General features: G+C 53.4%; 18 protein-coding genes and 3 pseudogenes. 7 read left to right on the top strand and 14 right to left on the bottom strand.

All coding sequences use genetic code 11. The annotated features are described in order from the left end of the window. Positions 1-64: 64 nt before the first annotated feature. The 3 genes and pseudogenes from F568_RS25365 to F568_RS0106495 form a co-directional block, all read right to left on the bottom strand. Positions 65-823: an IS110 family RNA-guided transposase gene (locus tag F568_RS25365; RefSeq protein ID WP_211213426.1), complete on the bottom strand. Its 759-nt coding sequence runs from the start codon at positions 821-823 to the stop codon at positions 65-67. A 242-nt stretch (positions 824-1,065) separates the two neighbouring features. Next, a pseudogene (locus tag F568_RS0106500) lies at positions 1,066-1,308 on the bottom strand (transposase); the annotation flags it as partial. A 39-nt stretch (positions 1,309-1,347) separates the two neighbouring features. After that, complete coding sequence (locus tag F568_RS0106495) at positions 1,348-1,581, bottom strand: helix-turn-helix domain-containing protein (protein ID WP_019017906.1); 234 nt, start codon at positions 1,579-1,581, stop codon at positions 1,348-1,350. A 221-nt stretch (positions 1,582-1,802) separates the two neighbouring features. Here F568_RS0106495 and F568_RS0106490 point away from each other — a divergent pair, with 221 nt between their 5' ends. Then, positions 1,803-3,263 (top strand): aminotransferase class V-fold PLP-dependent enzyme, encoded by a 1,461-nt coding sequence (locus tag F568_RS0106490; RefSeq protein ID WP_211213425.1) that lies wholly within the window; start codon positions 1,803-1,805, stop codon positions 3,261-3,263. A gap of 236 nt (positions 3,264-3,499) precedes the next feature. On the opposite strand, the pseudogene F568_RS24275 reads toward F568_RS0106490, so the two are convergent. Further along, a pseudogene (locus F568_RS24275) lies at positions 3,500-3,637 on the bottom strand (transposase); the annotation flags it as partial. 214 nt (positions 3,638-3,851) lie between these two features. Here F568_RS24275 and F568_RS0106485 point away from each other — a divergent pair. Continuing rightward, positions 3,852-4,568 carry a GntR family transcriptional regulator gene (locus tag F568_RS0106485; RefSeq protein WP_083932985.1) on the top strand — a complete coding sequence of 239 codons (717 nt, stop codon included), beginning with the start codon at positions 3,852-3,854 and terminating at the stop codon, positions 4,566-4,568. A 21-nt stretch (positions 4,569-4,589) separates the two neighbouring features. On the opposite strand, the gene F568_RS0106480 is transcribed toward F568_RS0106485, so the two are convergent. The 5 genes from F568_RS0106480 to F568_RS0106460 all read right to left on the bottom strand — a co-directional run bounded on the left by F568_RS0106480 (position 4,590) and on the right by F568_RS0106460 (position 9,880). Further along, the gene (locus F568_RS0106480; protein WP_019017903.1) at positions 4,590-5,879 is read right to left on the bottom strand and encodes a hypothetical protein; all 1,290 of its coding nucleotides are present in this window, start codon (positions 5,877-5,879) and stop codon (positions 4,590-4,592) included. A 52-nt stretch (positions 5,880-5,931) separates the two neighbouring features. Beyond that, positions 5,932-6,810, bottom strand: coding sequence for a TauD/TfdA dioxygenase family protein (locus F568_RS22350; protein WP_019017902.1), 879 nt, complete (start codon positions 6,808-6,810; stop codon positions 5,932-5,934). 23 nt (positions 6,811-6,833) lie between these two features. After that, the gene (locus tag F568_RS0106470; protein WP_019017901.1) at positions 6,834-8,378 is read right to left on the bottom strand and encodes a tripartite tricarboxylate transporter permease; all 1,545 of its coding nucleotides are present in this window, start codon (positions 8,376-8,378) and stop codon (positions 6,834-6,836) included. 10 nt (positions 8,379-8,388) lie between these two features. Then, a complete protein-coding gene (locus F568_RS0106465) occupies positions 8,389-8,841 on the bottom strand; it encodes a tripartite tricarboxylate transporter TctB family protein (protein WP_019017900.1) in 453 nt (150 codons plus the stop codon). A 76-nt stretch (positions 8,842-8,917) separates the two neighbouring features. Continuing rightward, positions 8,918-9,880: a tripartite tricarboxylate transporter substrate binding protein gene (locus F568_RS0106460; RefSeq protein WP_019017899.1), complete on the bottom strand. Its 963-nt coding sequence runs from the start codon at positions 9,878-9,880 to the stop codon at positions 8,918-8,920. 432 nt (positions 9,881-10,312) lie between these two features. Between F568_RS0106460 and F568_RS0106455 the strand changes: the two genes are divergently transcribed. The 3 genes from F568_RS0106455 to F568_RS0106445 all read left to right on the top strand — a co-directional run bounded on the left by F568_RS0106455 (position 10,313) and on the right by F568_RS0106445 (position 13,404). Further along, a complete protein-coding gene (locus F568_RS0106455) occupies positions 10,313-10,951 on the top strand; it encodes a 4-carboxy-4-hydroxy-2-oxoadipate aldolase/oxaloacetate decarboxylase (RefSeq protein WP_019017898.1) in 639 nt (212 codons plus the stop codon). A gap of 170 nt (positions 10,952-11,121) precedes the next feature. Then, positions 11,122-12,252 carry an alpha-hydroxy acid oxidase gene (locus F568_RS0106450; RefSeq protein WP_229804094.1) on the top strand — a complete coding sequence of 377 codons (1,131 nt, stop codon included), beginning with the start codon at positions 11,122-11,124 and terminating at the stop codon, positions 12,250-12,252. Between the two features lie 48 nt (positions 12,253-12,300). Then, complete coding sequence (locus F568_RS0106445; RefSeq protein WP_019017896.1) at positions 12,301-13,404, top strand: hydroxyacid dehydrogenase; 1,104 nt, start codon at positions 12,301-12,303, stop codon at positions 13,402-13,404. 227 nt (positions 13,405-13,631) lie between these two features. Here F568_RS0106445 and F568_RS24270 read toward each other — a convergent pair. The 5 genes and pseudogenes from F568_RS24270 to F568_RS0106415 form a co-directional block, all read right to left on the bottom strand. Then, positions 13,632-14,491: pseudogene (locus F568_RS24270) on the bottom strand (IS5 family transposase). 496 nt (positions 14,492-14,987) lie between these two features. Beyond that, the gene (locus F568_RS0106430) at positions 14,988-15,839 is read right to left on the bottom strand and encodes an urea carboxylase-associated family protein (protein ID WP_019017895.1); all 852 of its coding nucleotides are present in this window, start codon (positions 15,837-15,839) and stop codon (positions 14,988-14,990) included. Positions 15,840-15,853: 14 nt separating this feature from the next. Then, complete coding sequence (locus F568_RS22340; RefSeq protein WP_019017894.1) at positions 15,854-16,567, bottom strand: GntR family transcriptional regulator; 714 nt, start codon at positions 16,565-16,567, stop codon at positions 15,854-15,856. A gap of 100 nt (positions 16,568-16,667) precedes the next feature. After that, positions 16,668-18,221 carry an amino acid ABC transporter permease/ATP-binding protein gene (locus tag F568_RS26040; protein ID WP_019017893.1) on the bottom strand — a complete coding sequence of 518 codons (1,554 nt, stop codon included), beginning with the start codon at positions 18,219-18,221 and terminating at the stop codon, positions 16,668-16,670. A gap of 70 nt (positions 18,222-18,291) precedes the next feature. Then, positions 18,292-19,140: an ABC transporter substrate-binding protein gene (locus F568_RS0106415; RefSeq protein WP_051087929.1), complete on the bottom strand. Its 849-nt coding sequence runs from the start codon at positions 19,138-19,140 to the stop codon at positions 18,292-18,294. A 178-nt stretch (positions 19,141-19,318) separates the two neighbouring features. Between F568_RS0106415 and F568_RS22335 the strand changes: the two genes are divergently transcribed. After that, positions 19,319-20,728 (top strand): amidase, encoded by a 1,410-nt coding sequence (locus F568_RS22335; RefSeq protein ID WP_019017891.1) that lies wholly within the window; start codon positions 19,319-19,321, stop codon positions 20,726-20,728. A gap of 368 nt (positions 20,729-21,096) precedes the next feature. Next, positions 21,097-22,251 carry an amine dehydrogenase large subunit gene (locus F568_RS0106405; protein ID WP_019017890.1) on the top strand — a complete coding sequence of 385 codons (1,155 nt, stop codon included), beginning with the start codon at positions 21,097-21,099 and terminating at the stop codon, positions 22,249-22,251. Positions 22,252-22,262 lie beyond the last annotated feature (11 nt).

The raw sequence follows: 22,262 nt of genomic DNA, 5'->3' as shown, positions 1-22,262 counted from the left end.
GCGTCCCGATGGCGCGCGGCGGGGAGTGGCTTGTCAGGGACGGGCGTCGTCAGAGAGAGTCGCTTCAGCGTGGCTTCGATGATCTGATCGCATACGGCAACATGCTCGTGATAACTGTCGTACAGGGCGAGCGCAGTAGATGTTCCTCACGGTAATACCCGCTCAGGGCCTGACGAATCGCTTCCTCGCTGGCCTTGCATCGTGGATCGCGATACTCGGCCAGTATCACCGGATCGTGCTGACCCGAGACAATAGCCCGTAGAATGCGCATGCCTGTCACACCGGTAATATCCGTCACGACATGATGGAGTTGAAGATTCATCTCCATCAGCGCTTTCTGCATATGCTGGATATGGGCAGCCGCGTAGGCCAGCAGGCGCTCACGCTGGCGAAGGGTGGCTCGCAGGCTCGCCAGTTCCTGAGCGGGGCGGAAACTGCCGCGTAGCAATCCGTAGGCATGCAGGCGTTGAAGCCACTGGGCATCATTGATGTCGGTCTTTCGGCCAGGGACGTTTTTGGCATCGCGAGCGTTGACCAGGATGACATCGAACCCGCGCTCTTCGAGAAGCTCATACACCGGTATCCAGTAGACGCCGGTGGACTCCATGGCGACGGTCGTTACCTTCTTTTCGCCGAGCCAATCGGCCAAGAGGCAGAGGTCGCCGGTGAAGGTGTTGAAGGTACGTACTGGCAGCTCATCATGATCGGGAGGGATGGCAACCACATGGAAACGCGAGCCAACGTCGATGGCGGCCGCATGAGGGTGAACGACCTGTAACGCGTTCTTCTTGCTGCGGGAAGGTCGGGATGCCTTGTGTGTCATGATAGGTCACCTCAAGAACCCGGACAGGGAGTCAGAGGAGGAATCGTAGTCAGCGCAAACCTTCCTAAACGGGATCACCCGGTAAGGGCGTCACCACTTTCAAGTACAGAACGATTCCCGAGCCACGTTTTTTAACGGGGACAGGGCCACCAAAAAGCCAACGGCTGCGCCTCTGACACGGACTGAGTATAGGTAGCGCCAGGGTTTCTGGTACTACAAGCGGGTAACGGCCCTTAATGGTTTTTTAGAATATCCCGTTCTCCTGATACACGCAGAAGCTCGGCCTTCAAGCGTCGGTTCTCAGCTTGAAGATCACCCTCTTGCTGCCGGTGTTCCGCAGGCTTGGCGTAGCGCTTTATCCATTGATACAGGCTATAGCCGGAAACGCCCAGCCGGGCGGCGACTTCAGCGACGGGATGGCCTCGCTCCGTCACTTGCTTGACGGCTTCGATCTTGAATTCTTCGGTGTATCGTTGACGGCTCATGGAACCTCCTGATGCCTTCAGTATAAGGCCTGGAGGTGTCTACGAAACTAGGGGCGATTCAACGTCCTTTAGCCACGGATATTCGACCTTGAGGGCCACCAGCCGTTTTTCCGCTGCGGAATGCGATATCAATTCGCCGCGCTGCTGATACGCCGCGGTGCGGTATGCCAACGTATTGTTCCAGACGAAACGCACGCACCCGAACGACTGCGCCAGAAACTCGGCCTGCTCTGGCGTAGGATAAAAGCGTTCCTTGTAGGCACGTTTCGTCATGCTGGAAAAATAGCAGGGGTAGGTGACCCTATCAACAGGCACCGCTGCGCGGGGCGCGCTTATATCATCGCCTGAGTGAGCGATGCTTTACGCGCTGTTTTGGTAAATTCACGGTCAGTATGAAGCGGTCCAATTGGAGCGGACGCCCCGATAAGTCTCATAATGAAGGTATTGGAGGTGTTCATGATCAAGAGACTCGACGTCGGTTTACCGACAAATTCATGATGGATGCTGTGAACCTGGTGACTGAGCAGGGCAATTCCATATCCGAAGCCGCTTGGCGCCTAGGGGGAGCGCAGCGTACTGGATCGTCGGTGTCGCAAGCCGTCGCCTATCCCTTTTCTGTGATTCTGGAAAATTTCAAGATGACAAAGATACACAACGCCGGTGCCGAAGTGACGGCTAACGGCGGTACAACCCAAGGTTTCTCACCGGATTTACTGACCGCTATCCGTGAGCGCTTCTATCATGTCGACTATTGCCCGTTTACCGGTAAGCGCATCTTTTTCGAAAATGCCGGTGGCTCGCTGACATTAAAGGCGGTAGTAGAACGAGGCGCAGAAGTAGCCAGCATTCCGGATAATGAACACCGCGATAACCCTGCGTCCCGTGCCATATCACGAATCGTGGTCGAGGGCAGGCAGGCACTGGCAACATTGTTTGGTCCTAATGATGAAGAGGGCGTAATCTTTGGGGGGGAGACAGGGACTGAATGCCTTTTCCGACTGATTCGGTCAGCGTCGATGGCTGCTCCGACGGGTGGGAGTGTAGTAGCCTGCGAGTTGGAGCATCCGGCAACGTTCGACGCTACGGCCCAGTGGGCGCGACGCACTAACCGATCATGGTTGAAGGTCCCCTTTAATACTGCCAGTGGTTGTGTCACAGCGGAGGATTACGCATTAGTCATACGGCCGGATACCCGAGTGGCAACCATCATACATACCAGCCCGGTCACCGGTATGGTTCAGGATGTGACAGGCATCGCTCAGGCTATCCGGTCAATCTCCCCGGAATGCTACATAATCGTTGATGGCATCCAGCATGCACCTCACGGGGCGCTTGATGTTGCAGCCTATGGCGCTGATGGATATGTCATTTCACTCTACAAGATCTTTTGCCGTTTCAATAATGGCTATGCTTGGGTTTCTCCGCGACTGAGCACGGTAGCTCACGACCGCCTATCGGGCAAATCCGATGATGCTTGGGAATTAGGCAGTCGTGATCCGTCAGCACTGGCTGGTGCCGATGAAATGGTAAAATATCTGGAGTGGCTCGGAGGCCACTTCACCGATAGCTCATCACGGCGTGAACGAATCGTTGCGGCTGGGCAGGCTATGCACGAACATGAGCAAGCGATGGTGGCTCGTTTGATCGAGGGAACAAAGAGCCTTGCAGGGCTACGATCACTACCAGGGGTGCGTTTGATCGGGGAAGGCGATTCCCCAAGCCGGGAAGGGGTAGTCTCATTCGCGGTGGAGGGCATTGATGCCAAGCAAGTCGTGGCATACATGGGAGAGCGCGGTATTCGTGTACACGCACGCAGTGACGATGTCTTTTCTGGCAATATTCTTCGTCCGCTCGGATTGACTTCGGTTACGCGAATCTCTCTAGCTCACTATAATGCTCCCAGCGAAATTGATGAATGTCTTCTAGTTTTAGGGACAATGCTCGCTGAAAGCTAAAATGCTTTACGCCTGTTGGGCTAAAACCGCGTAAGGGCAGCATTATTACTTAATAGTAGGATGTATATAGCCTAGGCTATTTCGAACAGGCATTCTGGATCGCCTCGGATGTTTAGAATCCGAGGCGATCCAGAATGACGGGATGCTGCTAGCGATACAGGCCCTTGTCCAGGCCGCCGCATACGCTAGAGTGTGTGCTCATCTCGCCACAGACGAAAGTGTTGGTAGACCGTTCACGGGCCGAAGCGCTCGGGCAGATCCAGCCATCTGGCACCGGAACAGAGGATCCAGAAGATGCCTTTGAGCATCTGACGGTCATCGCGCCGTGGACGTCCACGCCCAGTGGGCTTGCCAGGCTAAACGATATTATCAATTAATGCCCAACCCTAATCGGAAAACTCGTAACGTCCTGCCATGACTGTATCTTCAAGCCTGATAGGGGGAGGTTAGCAGGGCGTCATTTGTCAGAAAAAGCGTAGCATGGTTGGAATGGCTTTATGGTTCGTTATGATAAATATTAATTTATGGTAGTTGCGAAAACAACATGGCGAGGCTGCTTTGGATAAGCAGCTTTGCATTTCGTAAATAATGCAAGGTTCCATTTACAGGGAGACTAAATTACACTTTACATATGTGTTAACTAGTTCGGTGCGAAGAAAAATGACAAGGCTTACAGATAACGTGTACACGACCTTGCGGCGCAAGATCATGGCTGGTGAATTCATGCCAAAGGAACAGATCAAGGAAGAGTACATAGCTAATCTGCTTTCGGTGAGCCGTACGCCGGTAAGAGCCGCCATCAATCGTCTAATTGATGATGGCTTCTTGTTTCGGGAGAGGGGAAGAGGATCATTTGTCTCGGCTTGGAATAAGGAAGATATCGAAGAAATTTTTGAGCTTCGGATTCTTTTAGAGTCTCGTGCAGCAGGGCTAGCTGCGCTGAGAGCGACCAATGCGCAGAAGGCACAGCTAAGACTTCATGCCGAAAATATCGAAAACCTGATAAAAGATAAGCCCGAAGAATACCTTCTAGGTGTACAGAGAGAGAATCAAAGCTTTCATTACATTCTGTTGGAAGCTGCAGGCTCACCTCGCCTGACTCGCTTTGCCGAGACGCTCGGTGATATTCCTATAACTATTGGCTCGTTTTTTCTCTATTCAGAGGAGGATATGCTTCGCTCTTCTCAGCAACACCGCGAGCTGATTCATGCCATTGAGATGGGCTCAGAGGAGTATGCAAAAGATGCAATGAAAGTTCACTTAAGGACAGCTTACTATGCCTTTATGGCTAATTATAAGGGGTGAATATCTGAGTTTTTAATATTTTTATATGAATAGCAGCAATGTGCAGGCAACGCATATAAAGCTAGCCATGAAGCGCATGTTTTCCCCCTTGGCTAGTGCTGTAGGCGACACTGAGAATGCCCTGCAGGCTGTCAAAAAAGCTAGCGACCCAAGTGCTGCCATCGCACCGTAAGCCCATCCAATGAGTGCCGCAAGGCCGAGCAAGGCGACGTGTAAGTCGCTCGGCATGACTGGACCAAAAAGTGTCAGCGTTATTGTGGCTGGTACAACCATGTGCAGCCCTAGGGATGCGGGGATAGCAATTGCTAGTACTGTTAAAGAGATTAATATATTGGCGCCTAAACTATACGCTAGCAGAGAGACTACTTCTTGTACTTCTGGCGTCGAGGTGACGGCGGCCGCAAAGACCAGTGCGCCGGAGAAAATAGCGATTTCTCCGTCAAAGCTGCTCCAGTATGCTTTAGTAAGAGAGAGCATGGTCCGCCGGGCTGCTCCGCCTCGATGGATAGCGATAATTAAAGCTAGTGGGATAATGAACAATGTGGCTGCGCTGAGGGGGTTAAGGCCAGCTTTCAAATACAACATTAGGTTGAGAAGGACAAGCGCTAAGACAGGTGCTAATACTCCTAGTAAAGCTTTCCAGAAGCGTAGAGGGAGTCCTCTAGGGAGGCGACATTTTCCGCTGAGAAAGCTAAAACCCAGTAGAGCGCTGGCTAGTACCACGCCGATGAACATTAATAGTCCTAGTGGGAGTCGGTCACCCAGAGAGGCAGTTACGATCCCCATGGCGACCGTAAAAGGAGAAAAAAGGACCGATAGCCCAATACCTCGAATTGACCACCCGGCGATATCCTCCTGAGTGTGAACGTCATGGCCTTGATGGGTCGCGAGCGGGGCGATAACGCTCACGGCGCCAACAGCTAGGGGAACCCCGAAAAAAATACCTAACAGTTGCACCATGCCACGGCGTGGAAGTGAGCCCAGCGTAGTGAACAACGCATGGATCTCGCTCAGTTGGGGGGCGGTTTGTATCACTGTTCGCAACACGTACAGGCTTGCCAGAAAGGCTGAAATCATAGCTGCACGTTCCAGACCTTCAGCAATGGCGCTCCATTGCTGGGAATGGTAGATGAGCCCGATTGCTGTGCTCGCCAGCAGGCCGAAGATCCAGCGGTTAAGCCCTGCTTTGGTAAGGCAGGAAAAAATAACAATCAACAATGCGATGGCCCCAGCCAAATGCTGGGCCACCGCGCTGTTAAACAGGATAGAAAGAGCTCCTGATAACCAGAGCGCCAATACCAGTAGCGGCATGTACTTGCGCCTGAATAAGGAGGATGAGCGTATGATTCGCTGCATCACTATCTTAAGCAGCCTCGGCGGCCTGCGGACTCTTGGGGACCTCTCCGATTGCAGTGCAGCGATGCATCAGCCTATCGCCAAGTCCCTCATAATCCATCACCGCGTAGTGCATCGTGCAGCGGTTATCCCATATGACAAGATCGTTAAGCTGCCATACGTGCCGGTAATGGAAATCAGGCCTAGTGCAATGTTGGAATAGGAAGTTTAGTATTGCTGAGCTCTCTTCCTTGCTGACCCCGACTATATGTGAGGTAAACCCGGGATTGACGAAGAGGCACTTTCGGCCTGTTTCGGGATGGGTACGTACGACGGGATGCGTCATAGGTGGGGCTTTATCCAACTGCTCCGCAGTAATCTTTTCGTTGCGGAACCCGCCTGTTTGGGCAACCGCAAAGTCATGTACTGCTTCGAGTCCCTCTAGAAACGCTTTCATGGTCTCGGATAGGGCATCGTAGGCCTTATACATTCCAGCATAAATAGTATCGCCGCCATAGGGCGGGATCTCCAGCGCATAAAGCACGGAGGCCATTGCTGGTGTCCTTTCGTATGACTGATCGGAGTGCCAGTAGGTACCGGCGCCCTTACGTCCTTGGGGCTTACCGTTCATTACCTTGTTTGAGACACGATAGATTTCTGGGTGCTCAGGATGTAGGTATTTAGTGACCGTATGGCCCTGTAATGTGTGCAATTCGCCAAACTTACGGCTGAAGGCGATGTGCTGCTCCTCGGAGATCTGTTGGTCGCGAATAACAAGCACACCATTTGATTGGTTCCAGAGATCACGTATTTCGCCGAACAGCTCATCACTCACTCCGGCAGATAGATCCAGACCGCGAACTTCAGCGCCAAGGGCTGGACAAAGGGGACGATAATCAATCTTCATAACAGGGTCCTTTATCGATTGTCTTAACTTTCACCTGGGCCTTCGACCATGCGGGTCGTTGCCGTAGATGATTGTTTTCCTTTCCTACGCCTATAAGAGGCCATAGCCATGCGGATGATGGGACTTAATATAGTCATTACGATGGCGCCCACCATGACCATCGCAATGGAGCTTGAGAACAAAAAGCTGATATCGTTACCGCCGATAAGCATTGCTCGGCGCAAGCTGGATTCGGCAATAGGGCCAAGAATTACCGCCAACACTGCGGGGGCGAGCGGTACTTGCAGACGCTCTAACCCCCAGCCGGCCAGCCCCAATATCATCATGAGCCAAACATCAAAAATGCTATTATTGATCGCATACACACCGATAGTGGTTAGCGCAATGATAATCGGCGCCAGTAAGAGTGGCGGCATGTACATGACGTTGATGAACAACCGCGCCCCTAATCTGCCAATAATAAAGAGCATGATAGAAGTCACCAACATGGCCAAGATGAAACCATAAGTAATGGGGGCCGACTGGGTAAACAGCTGAGGGCCGGGCAATAGACCATGTACTAGCAGCCCACCTAAAATCACTGCTGAAACCGTGCTACCGGGAATACCCAGCGTTAATGCGGGGATAAGAGAGGCAGCATTATCAGCATTGTTGGCACATTCAGCAGCAGCCACGCCCACTGGGTTTCCCTTACCAAACTGAGACTTGTCTTTCGCGGCGCGGCGAGCCTCATTCCATGACAGCATGGCGGCGATATTGCCCCCCGTGCCCGGGATGATGCCGACGATGACGCCTATCACAGAAGAGCGGCACCAGGTGGGCACTAAGTGTTTCCAAGCGACCATGCTTTTGCCTGAGCCTAGTTTGTCCTTGCCACTGCCTTTCTTTATGAGCGTAGCCTCTAGAGCCAGCGTCAGTGCAGGTGGGATGGCATATAGGCCGGTCAGGAGGACCAGGATGTTGATGCCGCCTGTCAACTCCATGATATCAAAAGTAAACCGCTCGTTTCCGGTCATGGAGTCGATGCCAACCATACCCAACAACAATCCAAGACACGCACTGGTCAACCCTTTGATAGGAGCATCGCTTAGAAGTACCGCGATGGCTGCAAGACCGAAGATAGCTAGCCAAAAAATCTCCACGGGGCCGAACTTAAGCGCCATGGCGGCAAGAGGTGGGCTCAACAACAATAGAGCTAGAGCGCTAACAGAGCCACCAAACGCCGAGGAAGCGAGGGCAATCTTCATTGCTTCGAGACCTTGGCCTTTTTGGGCCATGGGATGCCCATCGAAGACCGTCGCTATACCAGCCGGCGTGCCGGGAATACGCAAAAGGATGGCGGGTATCGCACCACCGTACATGGCCCCGTTATATATCCCCGCCATCATGCCCAAGGCGACGAGGGGATCCATAGAAAATGTTAAGGGAATAAGGACCGCGATCCCCATCGTCGCGGATAGGCCGGGCAGAGCACCAATGAAGACGCCTACTGTTGTGCCGGCGGCCATGGCTAGCAATACTGAAGGAGAGAATAGAAGCGGTAGGGCTGATAAGATATTTTCCCACATAACTCACACCTTATAAGAGACGCATATATAGCTCGGTGGGGAGAGGACGGCTTAGTAAGGTTACAAAAACTAAATAGACAAGAGAGGCGAATATAACCCCCGCTGATACGAGTCCTTTCCAATTGCGGTAACCCAGCAGGAAGCCGGTCAGTGGGACAAATAACAGAAACGTTGTGGTAAACCCTATCCAAGGAGCGACCGAGATAAGGGCAATCGAGGCAACGATGAGCACCACGAATCGTTTTACTTCCGCTTTCTGAATATCAAAAGCTTCGGTGCAATTCTTTAGGGTAAGAATAAGTGCCTTAGCTGACCACACCACAAGCAAAAGTGAAAGCAAACTCAACACAGCCGTGGGCAAGTAGGCAGAGCCCCTAGGGAAGCCCATGGCGTGCACAACACCTATCATGCTCAAGAGTGCCCCTAATGACGCGACTCCGAGTTCTACGCTTGCTTGGCGCATAAACTTTCTCGCTCTTGAGTAGGAAGGGCGGTACTAGGGCGATGCGAGGCCCTAGTACCGCTGGCTCCGGCCTTATTTATTGTTCAGACCAAGGCGATTCTTCCCAGAGCGCCTGGAAGCGCTCTTGCGCAGTATTGAGCGTTTTCTGGTAATCTTGCGGGTTTTGATAGTACAGAGGCAGGGCTTGCTTATCTGCTGCAGCCTGGAAATCCTCTTCTTGCATGGCCTTGGCAACAGCCTGCGAAAGCTTATTTATTCTGTCTTCTGGAACCCCGGCTGGGGCAGCAATCCCACGGTTGGAGCCGATGACTAGATCGTAGCCTTGCTCTTTAAGCGTGGGTACATCGGGAGCTTTTTCCCAGCGCTTCTCAGCTCCCTGAGCCAGTGTGCGAACCCGACCAGCTTTGGCGTCGGAGGCTGCCTCACCCATGTTAAAAATACCAAGATCGATGTGTTGACCCATCAGAGCTTGTCGAACGTCTGCCGAACCTGGGAAGGGCACGTGGGTCATTTTGATGTCGGCTTGGCGTTCAAGAGCTAGCGCAGCCAAGTGGTCATCTGAGCCGACACCGGTAGTACCGTAAGAAATATCATTCGGGTTGGCTTTGGCGTGTTCGATTAGGTCATCCAATGTTTTGAATTGGCTTTCAGGATGGACGTTAAAGCCGGCAGGATCGTCGACAACACTCGCAATGGGCGCGAAGTCATCTATTTCGTAGCGAGTTTCTCGCTCGATGGGGATCGTAATGACGTTTGGGGTATTAATGAAGCCAATCGTATAACCATCGGGCTTGGCTTTGGCCAGCTCGGTAAACCCAACCTCTCCGCCGGCACCTGGCCGATTGACCACAGTTATGTCTGTTCCGAGGTGCTCTTCGAGATAAGGCACAAGCGTGCGTGCCGCGATATCCGTACCGCCACCTGCCGAGTAGGCAATGATCATTTCTATCGGTCGCTCAGGGTAGTCCGCTAGGGCGGGGCCTGAGATTAGCGTAGTTGTGCCGATTACAAGCAAAGTCTTGCTGAAGCTGGTCTTCATGTACTCTCCTTCGGGTAGCAATGATTGTTCTTATCTGCACACAATCCTATCCAAGCACAGCTATTTGGACCCGACAAGCAATGGTTGGTAGCTGCAGCGCTATGTTTTTTTCAAATGGCTCCACCTGTCTGAAAAAAAAGATGTTTTTCTGCTTGTTATACTTTTGTGGTACTGGTTAATTCTCATCTGTGTCTAGACATACCCCTATAATTGTACTTTTATTGTATTTTAGGAGGAGGGGATACTCAGGTATATCACGCTAATGGGCTATATGTAGGAGGTTTTCTCTCTGCCGCAGCCTTTGGACCATAGGGCCAGGCCGGGCTGAAGGTTAGCGAAACAGTGAGCGTTTAGTGTGTGCACCGAGGTAGCGCTAGTAGCAGTCAAAAATTAAACAGCACGACCGACATTATTTCTAGGAGATAGCTAACGATGCCAACTCAAGAACAACTGGCAACGCTGAAGAGCTTCGGCACGGCTACCATTCATGAAGCTCAGGGGCAGGTTGGAGCCATGTCCTCTTGCATCAAACCGCTTGAGCCAGCTCGGCGTTTGATAGGCAGAGCGCTGACTGTAGATTGTTACCCGGCCGACAACCTGATGATTCATTATGCTATTACTCAGGCCCAGCCCGGCGATGTGCTAGTCATTGACGCGAAAGGCTTTACTGAGGGTGGACCGTGGGGTGACATCCTCACCTTAGCGGCGCAGAAAGCAGGCATTCATGGACTAGTTATCGATGGAATGGTACGTGACGCCGAAACTATTATTGAGTTCGGTTTCCCTGTTTTTTCGAAGGGGCTGTCTATAAAAGCGACCAACAAGGCGCAGCCCGGACGTGTCAATGTGCCGGTCATTTGTGGCGGCGTTGCGGTCAAACCAGGCGACATCGTTGTTGGGGATCGAGATGGTGTTGTTGTGGTGGACCCCGAAAGAATTAGTGAGGTAATAGATGCCTCTCGAGCACGTGAGGATAAGGAAGAAAGCATCCGCCAACAGCTTGAGCAGGGTAAGACTACAGTTGAGCTGTTGAACCTCGCTCCAGTATTGCAGCGCCTCGGTGTGCGTTGAGCCACCGATTCGATCGCCGGGCGAGCCCGGCCTTCGCCAAACGGTGATAGATAGCTTCGATGGAAGTAGGGCAATTATCTATGCGGACTCTAGAGGTGCTCAAAAGCGTTGCATCCCGGCAGGCTCCGGCCGTTCCCAGGGGTAATCGATGTCTGGCCAAGATCCTCAACTTGCATGACTTCGAACATGCTGCACGTAAGCATTTACCACGTGCCATTTTCTCATACATAGCCAATTCGGCTGAGGATGGTAAATCTAAGGCGGCGAACGCTAAGTCGTTTGATAGCTATAGCTTTATTCCTCGAGTACTTATTGACGTTTCTCAAACGTCCCAAGCCACGACCCTGCTTGGCAAGCCGTACCGCGCTCCTTTTGGCATAGCGCCAATGGGTCTGAGTGCATTATCCGCTTATCGTGGGGATCTCGTCCTGGCCAGCGCTGCTCACCAGGCAGGAATTCCTATGATTATGAGTGGTTCATCTCTGATCCGCTTGGAAGATGCTTCCAGCTTTGGTGACTCGGTTTGGTTCCAAGCTTACCTTCCCGCTGGAAGAGATGAGATTCGGGCCCTTGTCGAGCGTGTCAGGGCGGCTGGCTTTCATCACTTGGTGATCACATTAGATACGCCTGTAGCTACTAATCCTGAGAATAACCGGCGCGCGGGATTTTCTTCCCCGCTACGCCCTAGTCTGGGGCTGGCTTGGGATGGGCTGAGTCACCCCAGTTGGTTGTTTAATACTTTCTTCAAGACCATATCGAAGCATGGGCTGCCTCACTTCGAAAACAATTACGCCACGCGCGGCGCGCCGATTTTTTCATCGAGCGTTAATCGCGATATCTCGGGGCGAGGTCATCTCAATTGGGATGATATGGCCTTCATTCGAGAACTTTGGTCTGGTCCGCTGATACTTAAAGGCGTGTTACATCCCGACGATGCCATTAAAGCAAGCCGTCTCGGCGCCGACGGCCTCATTGTGTCTAACCATGGTGGCAGGCAACTGGATGGGGCTATCGCGCCCCTGACCATACTTCCCGACATTGTAAAGGCGGTAGGCGATATTCCTGTGATGATCGATAGTGGCTTCCGTCGAGGTACAGATGTTCTGAAAGCATTGGCACTGGGGGCTAGCTTTGTCTTCGTGGGTCGTCCCTTCGGCTTTGCGGCGGCCTGCGCGGGTGAAGCCGGTGTTACACATGCGATTGATATTTTGTCCTCTGAGATCATGCGAGACATGGCCTTGTTAGGTATCACTGATTTAACTCAGTTGCGTGCTGATCATCTCTACAAACTCCCCGGCTGATGCTCAAGGAAGCGCAGTGAGTAATTTACGATACGCTCCAGCACCCGGATGAACATTATTATCTCAAATGAGGAAAGGGCTTTGTTTTCAAAAAATTCAGCTGTATATCCTAAATCCGTCATCCGCTTGAATGTTTGGTATCACCCGGTGATGCAAGAAACCTTCGACGCCAATCCTGACTACATTTTGAATACCATTGATCTCGACGCAGATGAACAAACAACCTCTGAGGCGCTGGAGCAGGCCCATGCTTACCAGATCTCGTCCGCCAAAGATGAAACTCCCGAGCGTTGGTACGCTAATGCTAACCTGCTCGCCCGAGCACCTAATCTATTGTGCGTGTCGGCATCTGGTTCCGGGTACGATACGGTAGACGTTGAGGCGTGTACGGAGGCTGGCGTCCTCGTCTTGTGCCAGTCGGGAGCGAATGCTCAGTCAGTGGCAGAGCACACCATTGGCCTGATGATTAGTGTCTCCAAGCGCCTCTGCGAGGCTGACCGTTACCTTCGGTGTGAGCGAGGATTTAGTCGTGAAGAACTGATGGGCCGTGAAATTTCAGGAAAAACCTTGGGGCTTGTAGGGATCGGACATATCGGCCGTAGGGTCGCCGCTCTTGCTAAAGCGTTCGGCATGCGCGTCATTGCTTATGACCCGGCGCTGGATGATGCGACAGTAGCCGAGCGGAATGCTAAAAAAGTTACAATGGAAACGCTGTTGGCGGAAGCCGATTATGTCTCGCTGCACTGTCCACGGAATGACGAGACGCTTAACTTAATGGATGCTGTTGCATTTCAGGCTATGAAACCTGGTGCGGCATTTATTACGACTGCGAGGGGGGGGATTCATTCTGAGCATGCTTTAACCGAGGCATTGCAGAGCGGCCATTTAGCCGGTGCTGGCATCGACGTATGGGACGTAGAACCACCGGCGCTCGATAACCCATTGCTAGCCATGCAGAATGTGGTGGCGACTTATCATACTGCAGGCGTGACGCACGAAGCACGCCGTAACATTGCATGTTGGGCCGCCGAGCAGATCATCCATACTTTGGATGGGCATGTACCCCCACGCTTAGTCAATCCCCAAGCCTGGCCCAAGTACGCTGCACGCTATGAGGCACTTTTTGGAATGCGCCCTAAGGCGATACAGTAACGATCGATATACGCCCCGGTCCGGTTGGCTCACTACTCACCACCATGCTCCTAAGCTAGCAGAGGAGCGCGCCCTGACAGGATTCATTAAACGACCGGGGCTTACAGCATCCATCATTAATTATCATCATTGCAGTCAGCACCGTTGAGCCTGTCATAGAAGGCCAAGTGCTGCGCTATCGAGATGCGCAAAGCCGGAATTACACGAGGCCTGCATGAGCTGATGGGCTAAGCTTCGTCTGAAAAATAGATCCGCAAACAGCGCTCGATGCAGGCCAGCGTGACCATGGCGCGGTAACTTTCCGCCAGCTTGTCGTAGCGGGTACAGAGTCGCCGCTTTTCCTTCATCCAGCCAAATAGACGCTCTATCACATTGCGACGCCGATAACGCGGGCGTTCGAACAGGCGTGGTAGTCCTGGCTTGGGGCGGCGGTGCATCTGTCGGCGCCGGATCGCCGGTCGTATTCCGTATCGGTCGCAGTATGGACGCAATCGATCACTATCGTAACCTCGGCCGGCCAGCAGATGACGGCAGCGCTTGCGTGGACGTCCCGCATGGCCTGGCAAGCGGATCTGCTCCATAACAGGAACGAGATAGCGTGGATCGGCATGCTGGCCAGGCGATAGCAGGAAGCTCAGGGCACGCCGTTGGTATCGCAAACCAGGTGGATCTTGGTCGTCAGGCCGCCTCGGCTTCGCCCAAGGGCATGGTCTAACGGCTCCTGAGAGCCCCCTTTTTACCGCCGCCAGCGGCAGAGCGAGTCGCTCGAATCGAGGTGGAATCGGCCATCCAGGTATCGAGGTCCATATAGCCATCTTCCCGCAGCTTCAGGTGAAGGCGTGACAGGATACGTTCGAGCGTGCCGTCATCTCGCCACTGACGAAAGCGCTGATAGACCGTTTTCCACGGGCCGAAGCGCTCGGGCAGATCCCGCCATTTGGCCCCGGAACAGAGGATCCAGAAAAATGCCGTTGAGCATCTGTCGGTCATCGCGCCGTGGACGTCCACGCCCAGCGGGCATGTCAGGCGAAACGATATCTTCAATCAATGCCCAACCCTGATCGGAAATCTCGTAACGTCCTGCCATGACTACACCTCCCAGCCTGACGGAGGAAAGGCTAGCAAGACATCTTTTTCAGACAAAGCGTAGGTGTGTGGTCCGCTATTAATGTGTGAAGTTGGCTTTATGCATAATGCTCGGCGTGCGCTACGGGTAACATGTGCTGTTTGGTCACGTAAAAGAGTGGATGAACCGTTGCGCAATCTCTGGGGTCCTTCCGCCCACGCTCAAGCATAATCCCTATAGGCCTTGTCCTGATGGGCGCTGAGTGGCCGGACTGATGGATAGTTATTCAGGAAATGAACCAGCAGGTGCCGTGTAAAACGTCCGGGGCGTTGCTTCCGGTTTATCCGCTCCGACTATCGTGCCAGTGTTGCGTGCCGTCTTATCCAAGCCATGCGAGGGGCCAGTGCTCGTCTGGTTTACGGTGGCCTAGGTTTATCGAACGAGACAGCGGCGGTTGTCGAAAGATTGTCTAGCAAACCCCGACCACGCCGCTCCTAGCCATCGATCGTGGAAATCCTCATTGTGACTGTGGCCATTTGACCTGGTCTGGATGCATTCCATGCAGGGCGGGGTAGTGAACAGGTTCGGGCTGAGACCAGCCTTTTAGCAGCCCACTATCCAGCGCAAACACCTCGACAGTGAGGGGGCGGCACACGTCGATGGGATCTCTGGCATCGGGTCCCCATAGCGGCACGGACAGATCGCCTCCCGGGCAGGTGGATAGGGCACACAGCAGATCTATCTCGGCGAAGAATTCAATAAAGTCGCCTTTCTGGGCCGGGCAGGCTTTCATGAAGTACTGGTCAGCAGTGTTCAATCCTGTGCATTGGAAAACATTCAGTACGTCATGTACATCGAACTCTGTTAAGCCATAAGGCAAGACAGCGCGAACCAGGTTCGAGTGGCAATGAAAGTGGAAGTCTTCGCCTGTCAGGAGCTTGTTCACGTAAGGGTCACATCGGCTGCCGAGAAGGTCATGGACACGCCCGCCATCCTCGTCGATGCCGTAGTCAGCGAGTGTATCGTGGGTGATCGTGACCATGGGGCGAAGATACGGAAGATTCGACCACAACCGATCGAAGGTACTGACATGAGCTTTCTGGAGCTGCCGGGTTCTAGCCGCCCACATGCGCTCACGGGGATTGTTGTAATTCCAGAGGTTCAAGTCGCCGACCTGGGGGCCGTCATTCGTCAGTATTCGGAATACATGCCCGGCGGGCACCTTCCAGGCCTGGCCGCTTCGTATCGGAATCACGAAGCGATCCACGAGTGTTCGTTTATCCCCATCAGCAATCGTCTGGTAGAACGCCTTATCGATAGCGAAGGCACCGTTTGCTGAAGGCTGGTAGGCTGCGGGTTGATCTGCCATGGCATCCTCTCTTGTTATTTCGTCATCATTGGCTGGCCGCTCACTGAACGCACCAGGTCAACCATTCTTGCTTCGGATTCTTTCAGATAGAGCTTCATGGCATCCGCCGCCGCTTTACGTTGGCCACTAAGTAGGTAGTCATGAATTTGCCGATCCTTCGCAGTCCATCCCGTCTGGAAGCTCTCCTCGTCCGCAGATAAGGAAAACACCAGCCTAAGCTGCGCCACGATGATGCTGAAATAGGCATCAAGGCGCTCACTTCCCAGAAGACCGACCACGGCTTGATGAAAATTGAGGCTGCGGGTGCCAACCTTATTCCAGTCTTTATGTAGGACCGCTTGTTCACTTGAAGTAATAACCGCCGAGATTCTTTCGAAGAGGAAGGCACTGGCGAAGCCACTCTGCTCAATGGCGGATAACTCAAGGGCATGCCTTACCTTATAAATATCATGCACATCCGCCAACGTTAGCGTTCTGACCTGGGCCCCTCTATTGCGAATATTGATGACCAGCCCTTCCGAGCGGAGCTGGCGGAGTGCCTCGCGAATGGTATTTCGCGACGCTTGGTGTGTTTCACAGAGCCTGGATTCAACCAGTGGCCTGCCTGGCATAAACGCTCCCGAGATAATGGCTTCGCGCAGTCGGTCGGCAATCACATCCGATAGTGACATCTCCGGACCGCTGGTTACGGAACTCTGCATATCAACGGATTGGGAGGCACTCTTCATTCGGTTTTCCTCAGGCTTCCCTGTGCATTCGCCAAATCGCCGGTGAAAGGTCGGTGATTCGGAGAGCTCCGGTAGGCTTCAAACCACGGCGAATACCCCATCAGCGCGTGGGCTCGTGCGCTTTGAATTCCTGTAGGAACTGCCTGACCCGTGGCTCGTTGCAATTCTCAAACGTCTCGTGGGGTGAGGCGGCATGAAGAACACTGCCGGCTTCCATAAAAACGATCTTGTCCGATATGCGCCGTGCAAATTGCATCTCATGGGTGACGATGATCAACGTCATGCCTTCATGTGCCAGATCCTCAATCGTCTTTAGTACTTCTCCTACCAACTCGGGATCCAGCGCAGAGGTTGGCTCATCGAACAGCATCACTGCCGGACGCATCGCCAATGCGCGGGCAATGGCCACACGCTGCTGCTGGCCGCCGGAAAGCTGATGAGGGTACTTATGGGCGTGTACCAGTAACCCAACTTTGTCCAGCATCTCCAGCGCTTCTAGCTCCAGCTGTTTGGCACTACCGCGCCGGTGGTAACGTGGCCCCAGCAGGACATTCTGCAAGGCGGTACGATGCGGAAAAAGATTGAACTGCTGAAACACCATGCCGACCTTTTCCACCTGGGCTAGCCGGGGGAGCCGCTGTTCCTTCTTTGGCTCGTTGGGTTCCCTGGAGAAGAAGACTTCGCCGTTTAGCGTGATGCGCCCCGAATCAGGTACCTCCAGACCATTTAGCGTACGGATGAACGTTGTCTTGCCAGAGCCCGATGGTCCAATAATGGATACCGTTTCCCCGCGCTTGACGCTTAAGGATACGTCCTTGAGAACCTGCATCTCTCCAAAGCGCTTGTTAATTCCCCGTGCTTCAATGACTGCCTCAACGTGTTCTTCACCGGAGGTATCTTGGCCAGTTTCCTTTCGCGCGGGTTGATGGACCAATAGACTGGCAAGCTGCTCGCTATTTATTGCATTGCGGTGAGTCTTTCGGCGGGAGACATCCAGGTGTCTTTCGCCAAACTTGAGCGCGTTATCAAACAGGGTGACGATAAGCACGTAAAACAGCGACACCATGAGCATCGTTTCCAGCACCTTAAAATTTTGCGTATAGAGCCGTTGCCCTACAAGCAGGATCTCAGCGAGCGAGATCACCGAAACGAGCGAAGTGAGCTTGACGATGGTGATGAATTGGTTGGAGAGGGTGGGTAGAGAGATTCTGATGGCTTGAGGGACGACGATTAATCGCTGTATTCCGAAATAGCTGATACCGAGAGCCTTGCCCGCTTCACGTTGTCCAGAATGGACCGAAAGCAGCCCGCCACGATGGATTTCGGCCATGTAGGCTGTCTCGCTAAGTACCAGCGCAAGTAAGCCCGCAACGAAGGGGTTGGACAGATAGTCGCTGGTCCAAGGCATGACTAGCGGCAGGTTGTAGACAAAGATTAGCAGTACCAATAAAGGCAGGCTTCTGAAAAACCAGACATAGGCAGCGACGGGCAGCTTCAGTAGCGGCAAGCTGGAAAGCTTTGCCAGCGCGAGGAAAAACCCCAGGCAAGCCGCAATTGTCCAAGCCAGCACGCTAAGGGCGACGACCACTAGCGAGGCCTTCCAGAGAGGCGCATACCAGAGAAGGCTTGCTGCATACTCCCAATCGAAAGTCATGAGTTCCACCGTGCATGGGAAGGAGCCCCCAGCGGAGCTGGAGGCGTAAGCGTCTTGCTATGGAAGAAGATCAGTTATCGGCAAGCGCTGCTTCGACATCCTGCGGATTGGGTTTGCTGAGGTTGTACTTGTCGAGGATGTCCTGATATTCACCCGTGCGCTTCATTTCCTCGATAGCTGTCTCGATGCCTTCCTTGAGGGCCTGCTGGTTTTTGCTAATCCCAAGCCCAACGGCAATAGGATAGATAAGTGACTCGGAAGTGATCTTGAGGGCATCCCCGGTCTTCTCGACTGCCAGCTTGGCTACGGCAGCGTCGGCGAATTGCGCATCCACGCCATTCGCGAGCACTGCCTGGGTCGCCTCAGGCGCGGTGGAGAATTCCCGGATATCGATGGCCTGCTGGTCGTTGGGCAGGCAGTGTTCTTCTGAGACTTTCGTGAGCTTGGGGATCCAAGATGCGCCCTGGATCGAGCTGACACGCATCCCACAAAGATCCTCGGGGCGCTTCGGCTCGGCAGCGCTATCACTGGCGACAAGAATGGATGAGCCAGTTTGGGTATGGGGAACATAATCGATCACATCGGCCCGTTCGGGCGTGATGTAAAGCAGCGAGGCAATGACATCAAAACGGTTTGAGCGAAGTCCGACAATCAGTTGGGCGAATCGGGTATCCACGAACTCCGGTTCCAGCCCCATGTGCTTGGCGACGGCATTCATGAATTCGATCTCGAAGCCGACAGGCTGACCGTTCTCCAGGTAAATGTAGGGTGGGTAGGTCATGTCCGAGCCGATCGTGAGTGTTCCCGGCTCAATCGTGTTGTAATCAGTTGCCGCCTGCGATTGTTGGACAAAAAGACCAGCCGCCATTGCTAGGCCAATCCCTGCTAGGATGGGAGCAAACTTCTGTTTTATAACCATCTTTGATTCCTTGCTGTTTATATTTTGTGTTTGTTTTAAATCAGCGATTCTCTTTTCAACATAGATTGTTGAACAATTATGGTCAAATCATTCCTTAGCCATAGGAAATCCTCTAATGTAAACCGTAACAATTGCAGTGTGTCAGGCGCCTTCCAACTCCAAGCAGCGAGGCCATGCCATGTCGAAACTGTCAGTCGATCCCGTTTTGAATGTAGGGGGAATCCAGGCATTTGCGGCGTCCTTTCGTTCTGGCGATCTTACTTCCGAACAAGCAACCCGTGGCTACCTAGAACGCATACAAGCACTCGATAAGCAGCTCGGAGCGTTTGAATACGTCGCTGTAGACGAGGCCCTTGCCACGGCACGCGCTATGGACCAACTGCGTGAGGCGGGCACGGACCTTGGCCCCTTAATGGGGCTTCCGGTAAGCGTTAAGGACCTCTTCACCGTCAAGGGGATGCCGCTGACGGCAGGTTCCCAAGTCGATATATCCGACATTGCCGATCCACAGGAAGGGCCGTTTATTCGCGCCTTGCGACAGGCCGGCTGCGTCATTCTCGGCAAGACGAAAATGGTGGAGTTCGCTTATGGCATCACCGGGGTATCTCAACCTCGGGGCACGCCCTGGAACCCCTGCGACCTTGAGGTTCATCGTTTGCCCGGCGGCTCCAGCTCCGGGGCTGGCGTTGCTGTAGCGGCTGGCTTGTGCGCGCTGGCCATAGGCACCGATACAGGAGGGTCGGTGAGGATTCCCGCAGCGCTCTGCGGCGTCTTTGGCTTGAAGACCAGCTTTGGCCTTTGGCCTACCCAAGGAGTGTTTCCCCTAGCGCCTAACCTAGACACCATTGGCCTGTTGACGCGCACGGCGCACGACGCTGCGCAGGCCTATGCAGAGCTGACACGGCTCTTGCACGGTAGTCACCAAGGTGAAATTCTTGCCGCATCGCTGACTCAAGTGCGCTTGGGAAAGCCGACCCAGTATTTTTTTGATGGCCTGGCGCCAGAGGTGGAAAGGTCGGTGGCGTCAGTAAACGACGAACTCCGAAATGCGGGAGTTAGCTTCGCTCCCATACCCGTTCCTCAGGCAGCGGAGCGGGAACACTATTTCCCGCTCAGTATGCCCGTGCATCTGCTAACTACGCTAGGCGAGGATCGATTCGAAGCCAACAAGCACATCATGGATTCGGTAATCGCTAGACGCACCGCCGCAGGACTGAACACACGAGCCGTTGACCTTCTCGCCTTGGAGGCTCGAAGGCAAGCGAGCATGATGGAAGTGGCTTCTCTATTCGGTAATATCGATGCTTGGATCAGTCCCACCGTCGCCGGTGTCGCCCCGCCAGTGGCTGACCTCCTAGATCCCGAGGAAGGGTACCGGCAAGCCATCAACATGACTCGCAACACACAACCAGCCAATTACTTGGGACTCTGCGCAGCTACGCTGCCTGTGCCGCGCCAAGCGGGTGAACTCCCGATAGGGTATCAGCTCATGTGTCCTTCGAACGGTGAATCCAAACTGCTCTCTCTTGCAATCGCAATAGAAAATTCATGGAGTGATAGAGCCCCTGGGAATCATACGCTGATATGACATGCTCCCACTCGAACCGTTGATGCGCTCGGGTTGTTTCGCACCCGATAGCCACAGCTAGATAACGCGGAGCTGCCTGTGGAAGTGCGACTAAAACCACATTCATGCCCCTTGCGACGCACCGAAGGCCCTAGATGGGACACATATGCCCGCGAAACCGTGCACAATAAACCGTTGGACAATCGTCCAGGAGAAGCTCTCGCGTTCTTACCGGTGGCGATGTAGCTTGATCTCGTCATGCTTCAGTTCCGGCAAGGCTTTTTTAAAATGTAGTAGCCGGCTACCACCACATTATTCTCTCAGCTGCTATCGTTAGTAGATGACAGTCCACTGTCATCGTTGAACAAAAATAATTAGGAGCCTGATTCATGCCTCACTTACATAAGGTGCCCTTCGCGCTGCGAGGGGTCATGGCGGGTTGCATCACCATGGGAATGGCCGCAACTGCTTCAGGGGTAGAAATCGAGTCCGGTGATATCGTCAAGACCATGCCCAAGCCAGATCCTCACCATGTGTGGGTCTATGATCCCGACTTCCCTAATCTGACAACGACCCAAGCCTTTGTCGTTGATGGTGATAAAGGCGAGGTTTTAGGGATGGTTGATGCCGGTTATCAAGCCAACCTTGCCTTCAGCGACAAGGAGGCCAAATTCTGGATAGCGGAAACCTACTATTCTCGCATTACCCGCGGTGAGCGGAGTGACATGGTAACCGTCTATGATCACGAGACGCTTGCACCCCAAGAGGAGATTCCGCTGCCAGAGGGGCGCTTTCTGGTGGTATCTAAACGGCCCAATTTTGCCGTAACTGATAGCGATCGCTATCTTCTCTCCTTCAATTCTACCCCGGCCACGACGGTCAGTGTTATCGATCCCAATAATTCCAAATATATGGGCGAGATCAGTGTCCCGGGCTGTTCTCACGTTTATCCTTCCGGCGAAAGCCGATTCGCCATGCTCTGTCCCGATGGCAGCCTGGCATCCGTTTCCTTTGATGATACCCTTAAGGCCGACATTCAGCGGACCCAGCCCTTTTTTGACCCTGAAACAGATCCCGTCTTCGAACACGCGGCTGCTGACCGAGAAGCCGATAAAGTATTTTTTGTTTCCTACTCGGGGAACGTTTATGAAGCGGATCTGAGTAGTGACCTGCCTGGTATCGCCAATACCTGGTCACTGGAAAGCGATTCACAAGGCTGGCGTCCTGGTGGCTGGATTCCTCTAGCTTACAACCCGGCCCATGAAGAGCTTTATTTCCTCATGCATGAGGGTGGTGAATGGACCCATAAAGATGCGGGCAACCAAGTTTGGGTATTCGATGCCAATACGGGCGAGCGTAACCGCGTCATAGAACTCGATGCTGACTATAGCGCAGTCGCTGTGAGCCAGGATCGGGATACGCAGCTATATACCCTAAGTGGGGAAGGGACACTGGCGGTTTATGATGCTCAGAGTGGTGAATTGCAGCATACCATCGGCGAGCTCGGTATGACTCCGCTTGTGCTTTACACGCCCAACCGCTAGAGGAGCCAACC

Source organism: Modicisalibacter luteus DSM 23508 (assembly GCF_000378505.1).
GTDB classification, from domain to species: Bacteria; Pseudomonadota; Gammaproteobacteria; order Pseudomonadales; family Halomonadaceae; genus Modicisalibacter; species Modicisalibacter luteus.
Note: the sequence above shows the minus strand (reverse complement) of the source record. Positions and strands in the feature narration are given on the sequence as shown.

Bases quoted from the DNA above. Each gene is read 5' to 3' on its own strand.
- F568_RS22340 (WP_019017894.1), bottom strand. From the start codon at position 16,567: ATGAAGAGTGCCTCCCAATCCGTTGATATGCAGAGTTCCGTAACCAGC.
- F568_RS0106490 (WP_211213425.1), top strand. From the start codon at position 1,803: ATGATGGATGCTGTGAACCTGGTGACTGAGCAGGGCAATTCCATATCC.
- F568_RS26040 (WP_019017893.1), bottom strand. From the start codon at position 18,221: ATGACTTTCGATTGGGAGTATGCAGCAAGCCTTCTCTGGTATGCGCCT.
- F568_RS0106455 (WP_019017898.1), top strand. From the start codon at position 10,313: ATGCCAACTCAAGAACAACTGGCAACGCTGAAGAGCTTCGGCACGGCT.
- F568_RS0106460 (WP_019017899.1), bottom strand. From the start codon at position 9,880: ATGAAGACCAGCTTCAGCAAGACTTTGCTTGTAATCGGCACAACTACG.
- F568_RS0106430 (WP_019017895.1), bottom strand. From the start codon at position 15,839: ATGGCAGATCAACCCGCAGCCTACCAGCCTTCAGCAAACGGTGCCTTC.
- F568_RS22335 (WP_019017891.1), top strand. From the start codon at position 19,319: ATGTCGAAACTGTCAGTCGATCCCGTTTTGAATGTAGGGGGAATCCAG.
- F568_RS22350 (WP_019017902.1), bottom strand. From the start codon at position 6,810: ATGAAGATTGATTATCGTCCCCTTTGTCCAGCCCTTGGCGCTGAAGTT.
- F568_RS0106485 (WP_083932985.1), top strand. From the start codon at position 3,852: ATGCAAGGTTCCATTTACAGGGAGACTAAATTACACTTTACATATGTG.
- F568_RS0106415 (WP_051087929.1), bottom strand. From the start codon at position 19,140: ATGGTTATAAAACAGAAGTTTGCTCCCATCCTAGCAGGGATTGGCCTA.
- F568_RS0106465 (WP_019017900.1), bottom strand. From the start codon at position 8,841: ATGCGCCAAGCAAGCGTAGAACTCGGAGTCGCGTCATTAGGGGCACTC.
- F568_RS0106495 (WP_019017906.1), bottom strand. From the start codon at position 1,581: ATGACGAAACGTGCCTACAAGGAACGCTTTTATCCTACGCCAGAGCAG.
- F568_RS25365 (WP_211213426.1), bottom strand. From the start codon at position 823: ATGACACACAAGGCATCCCGACCTTCCCGCAGCAAGAAGAACGCGTTA.
- F568_RS0106405 (WP_019017890.1), top strand. From the start codon at position 21,097: ATGCCTCACTTACATAAGGTGCCCTTCGCGCTGCGAGGGGTCATGGCG.
- F568_RS0106470 (WP_019017901.1), bottom strand. From the start codon at position 8,378: ATGTGGGAAAATATCTTATCAGCCCTACCGCTTCTATTCTCTCCTTCA.
- F568_RS0106480 (WP_019017903.1), bottom strand. From the start codon at position 5,879: ATGCCGCTACTGGTATTGGCGCTCTGGTTATCAGGAGCTCTTTCTATC.
- F568_RS0106445 (WP_019017896.1), top strand. From the start codon at position 12,301: ATGAACATTATTATCTCAAATGAGGAAAGGGCTTTGTTTTCAAAAAAT.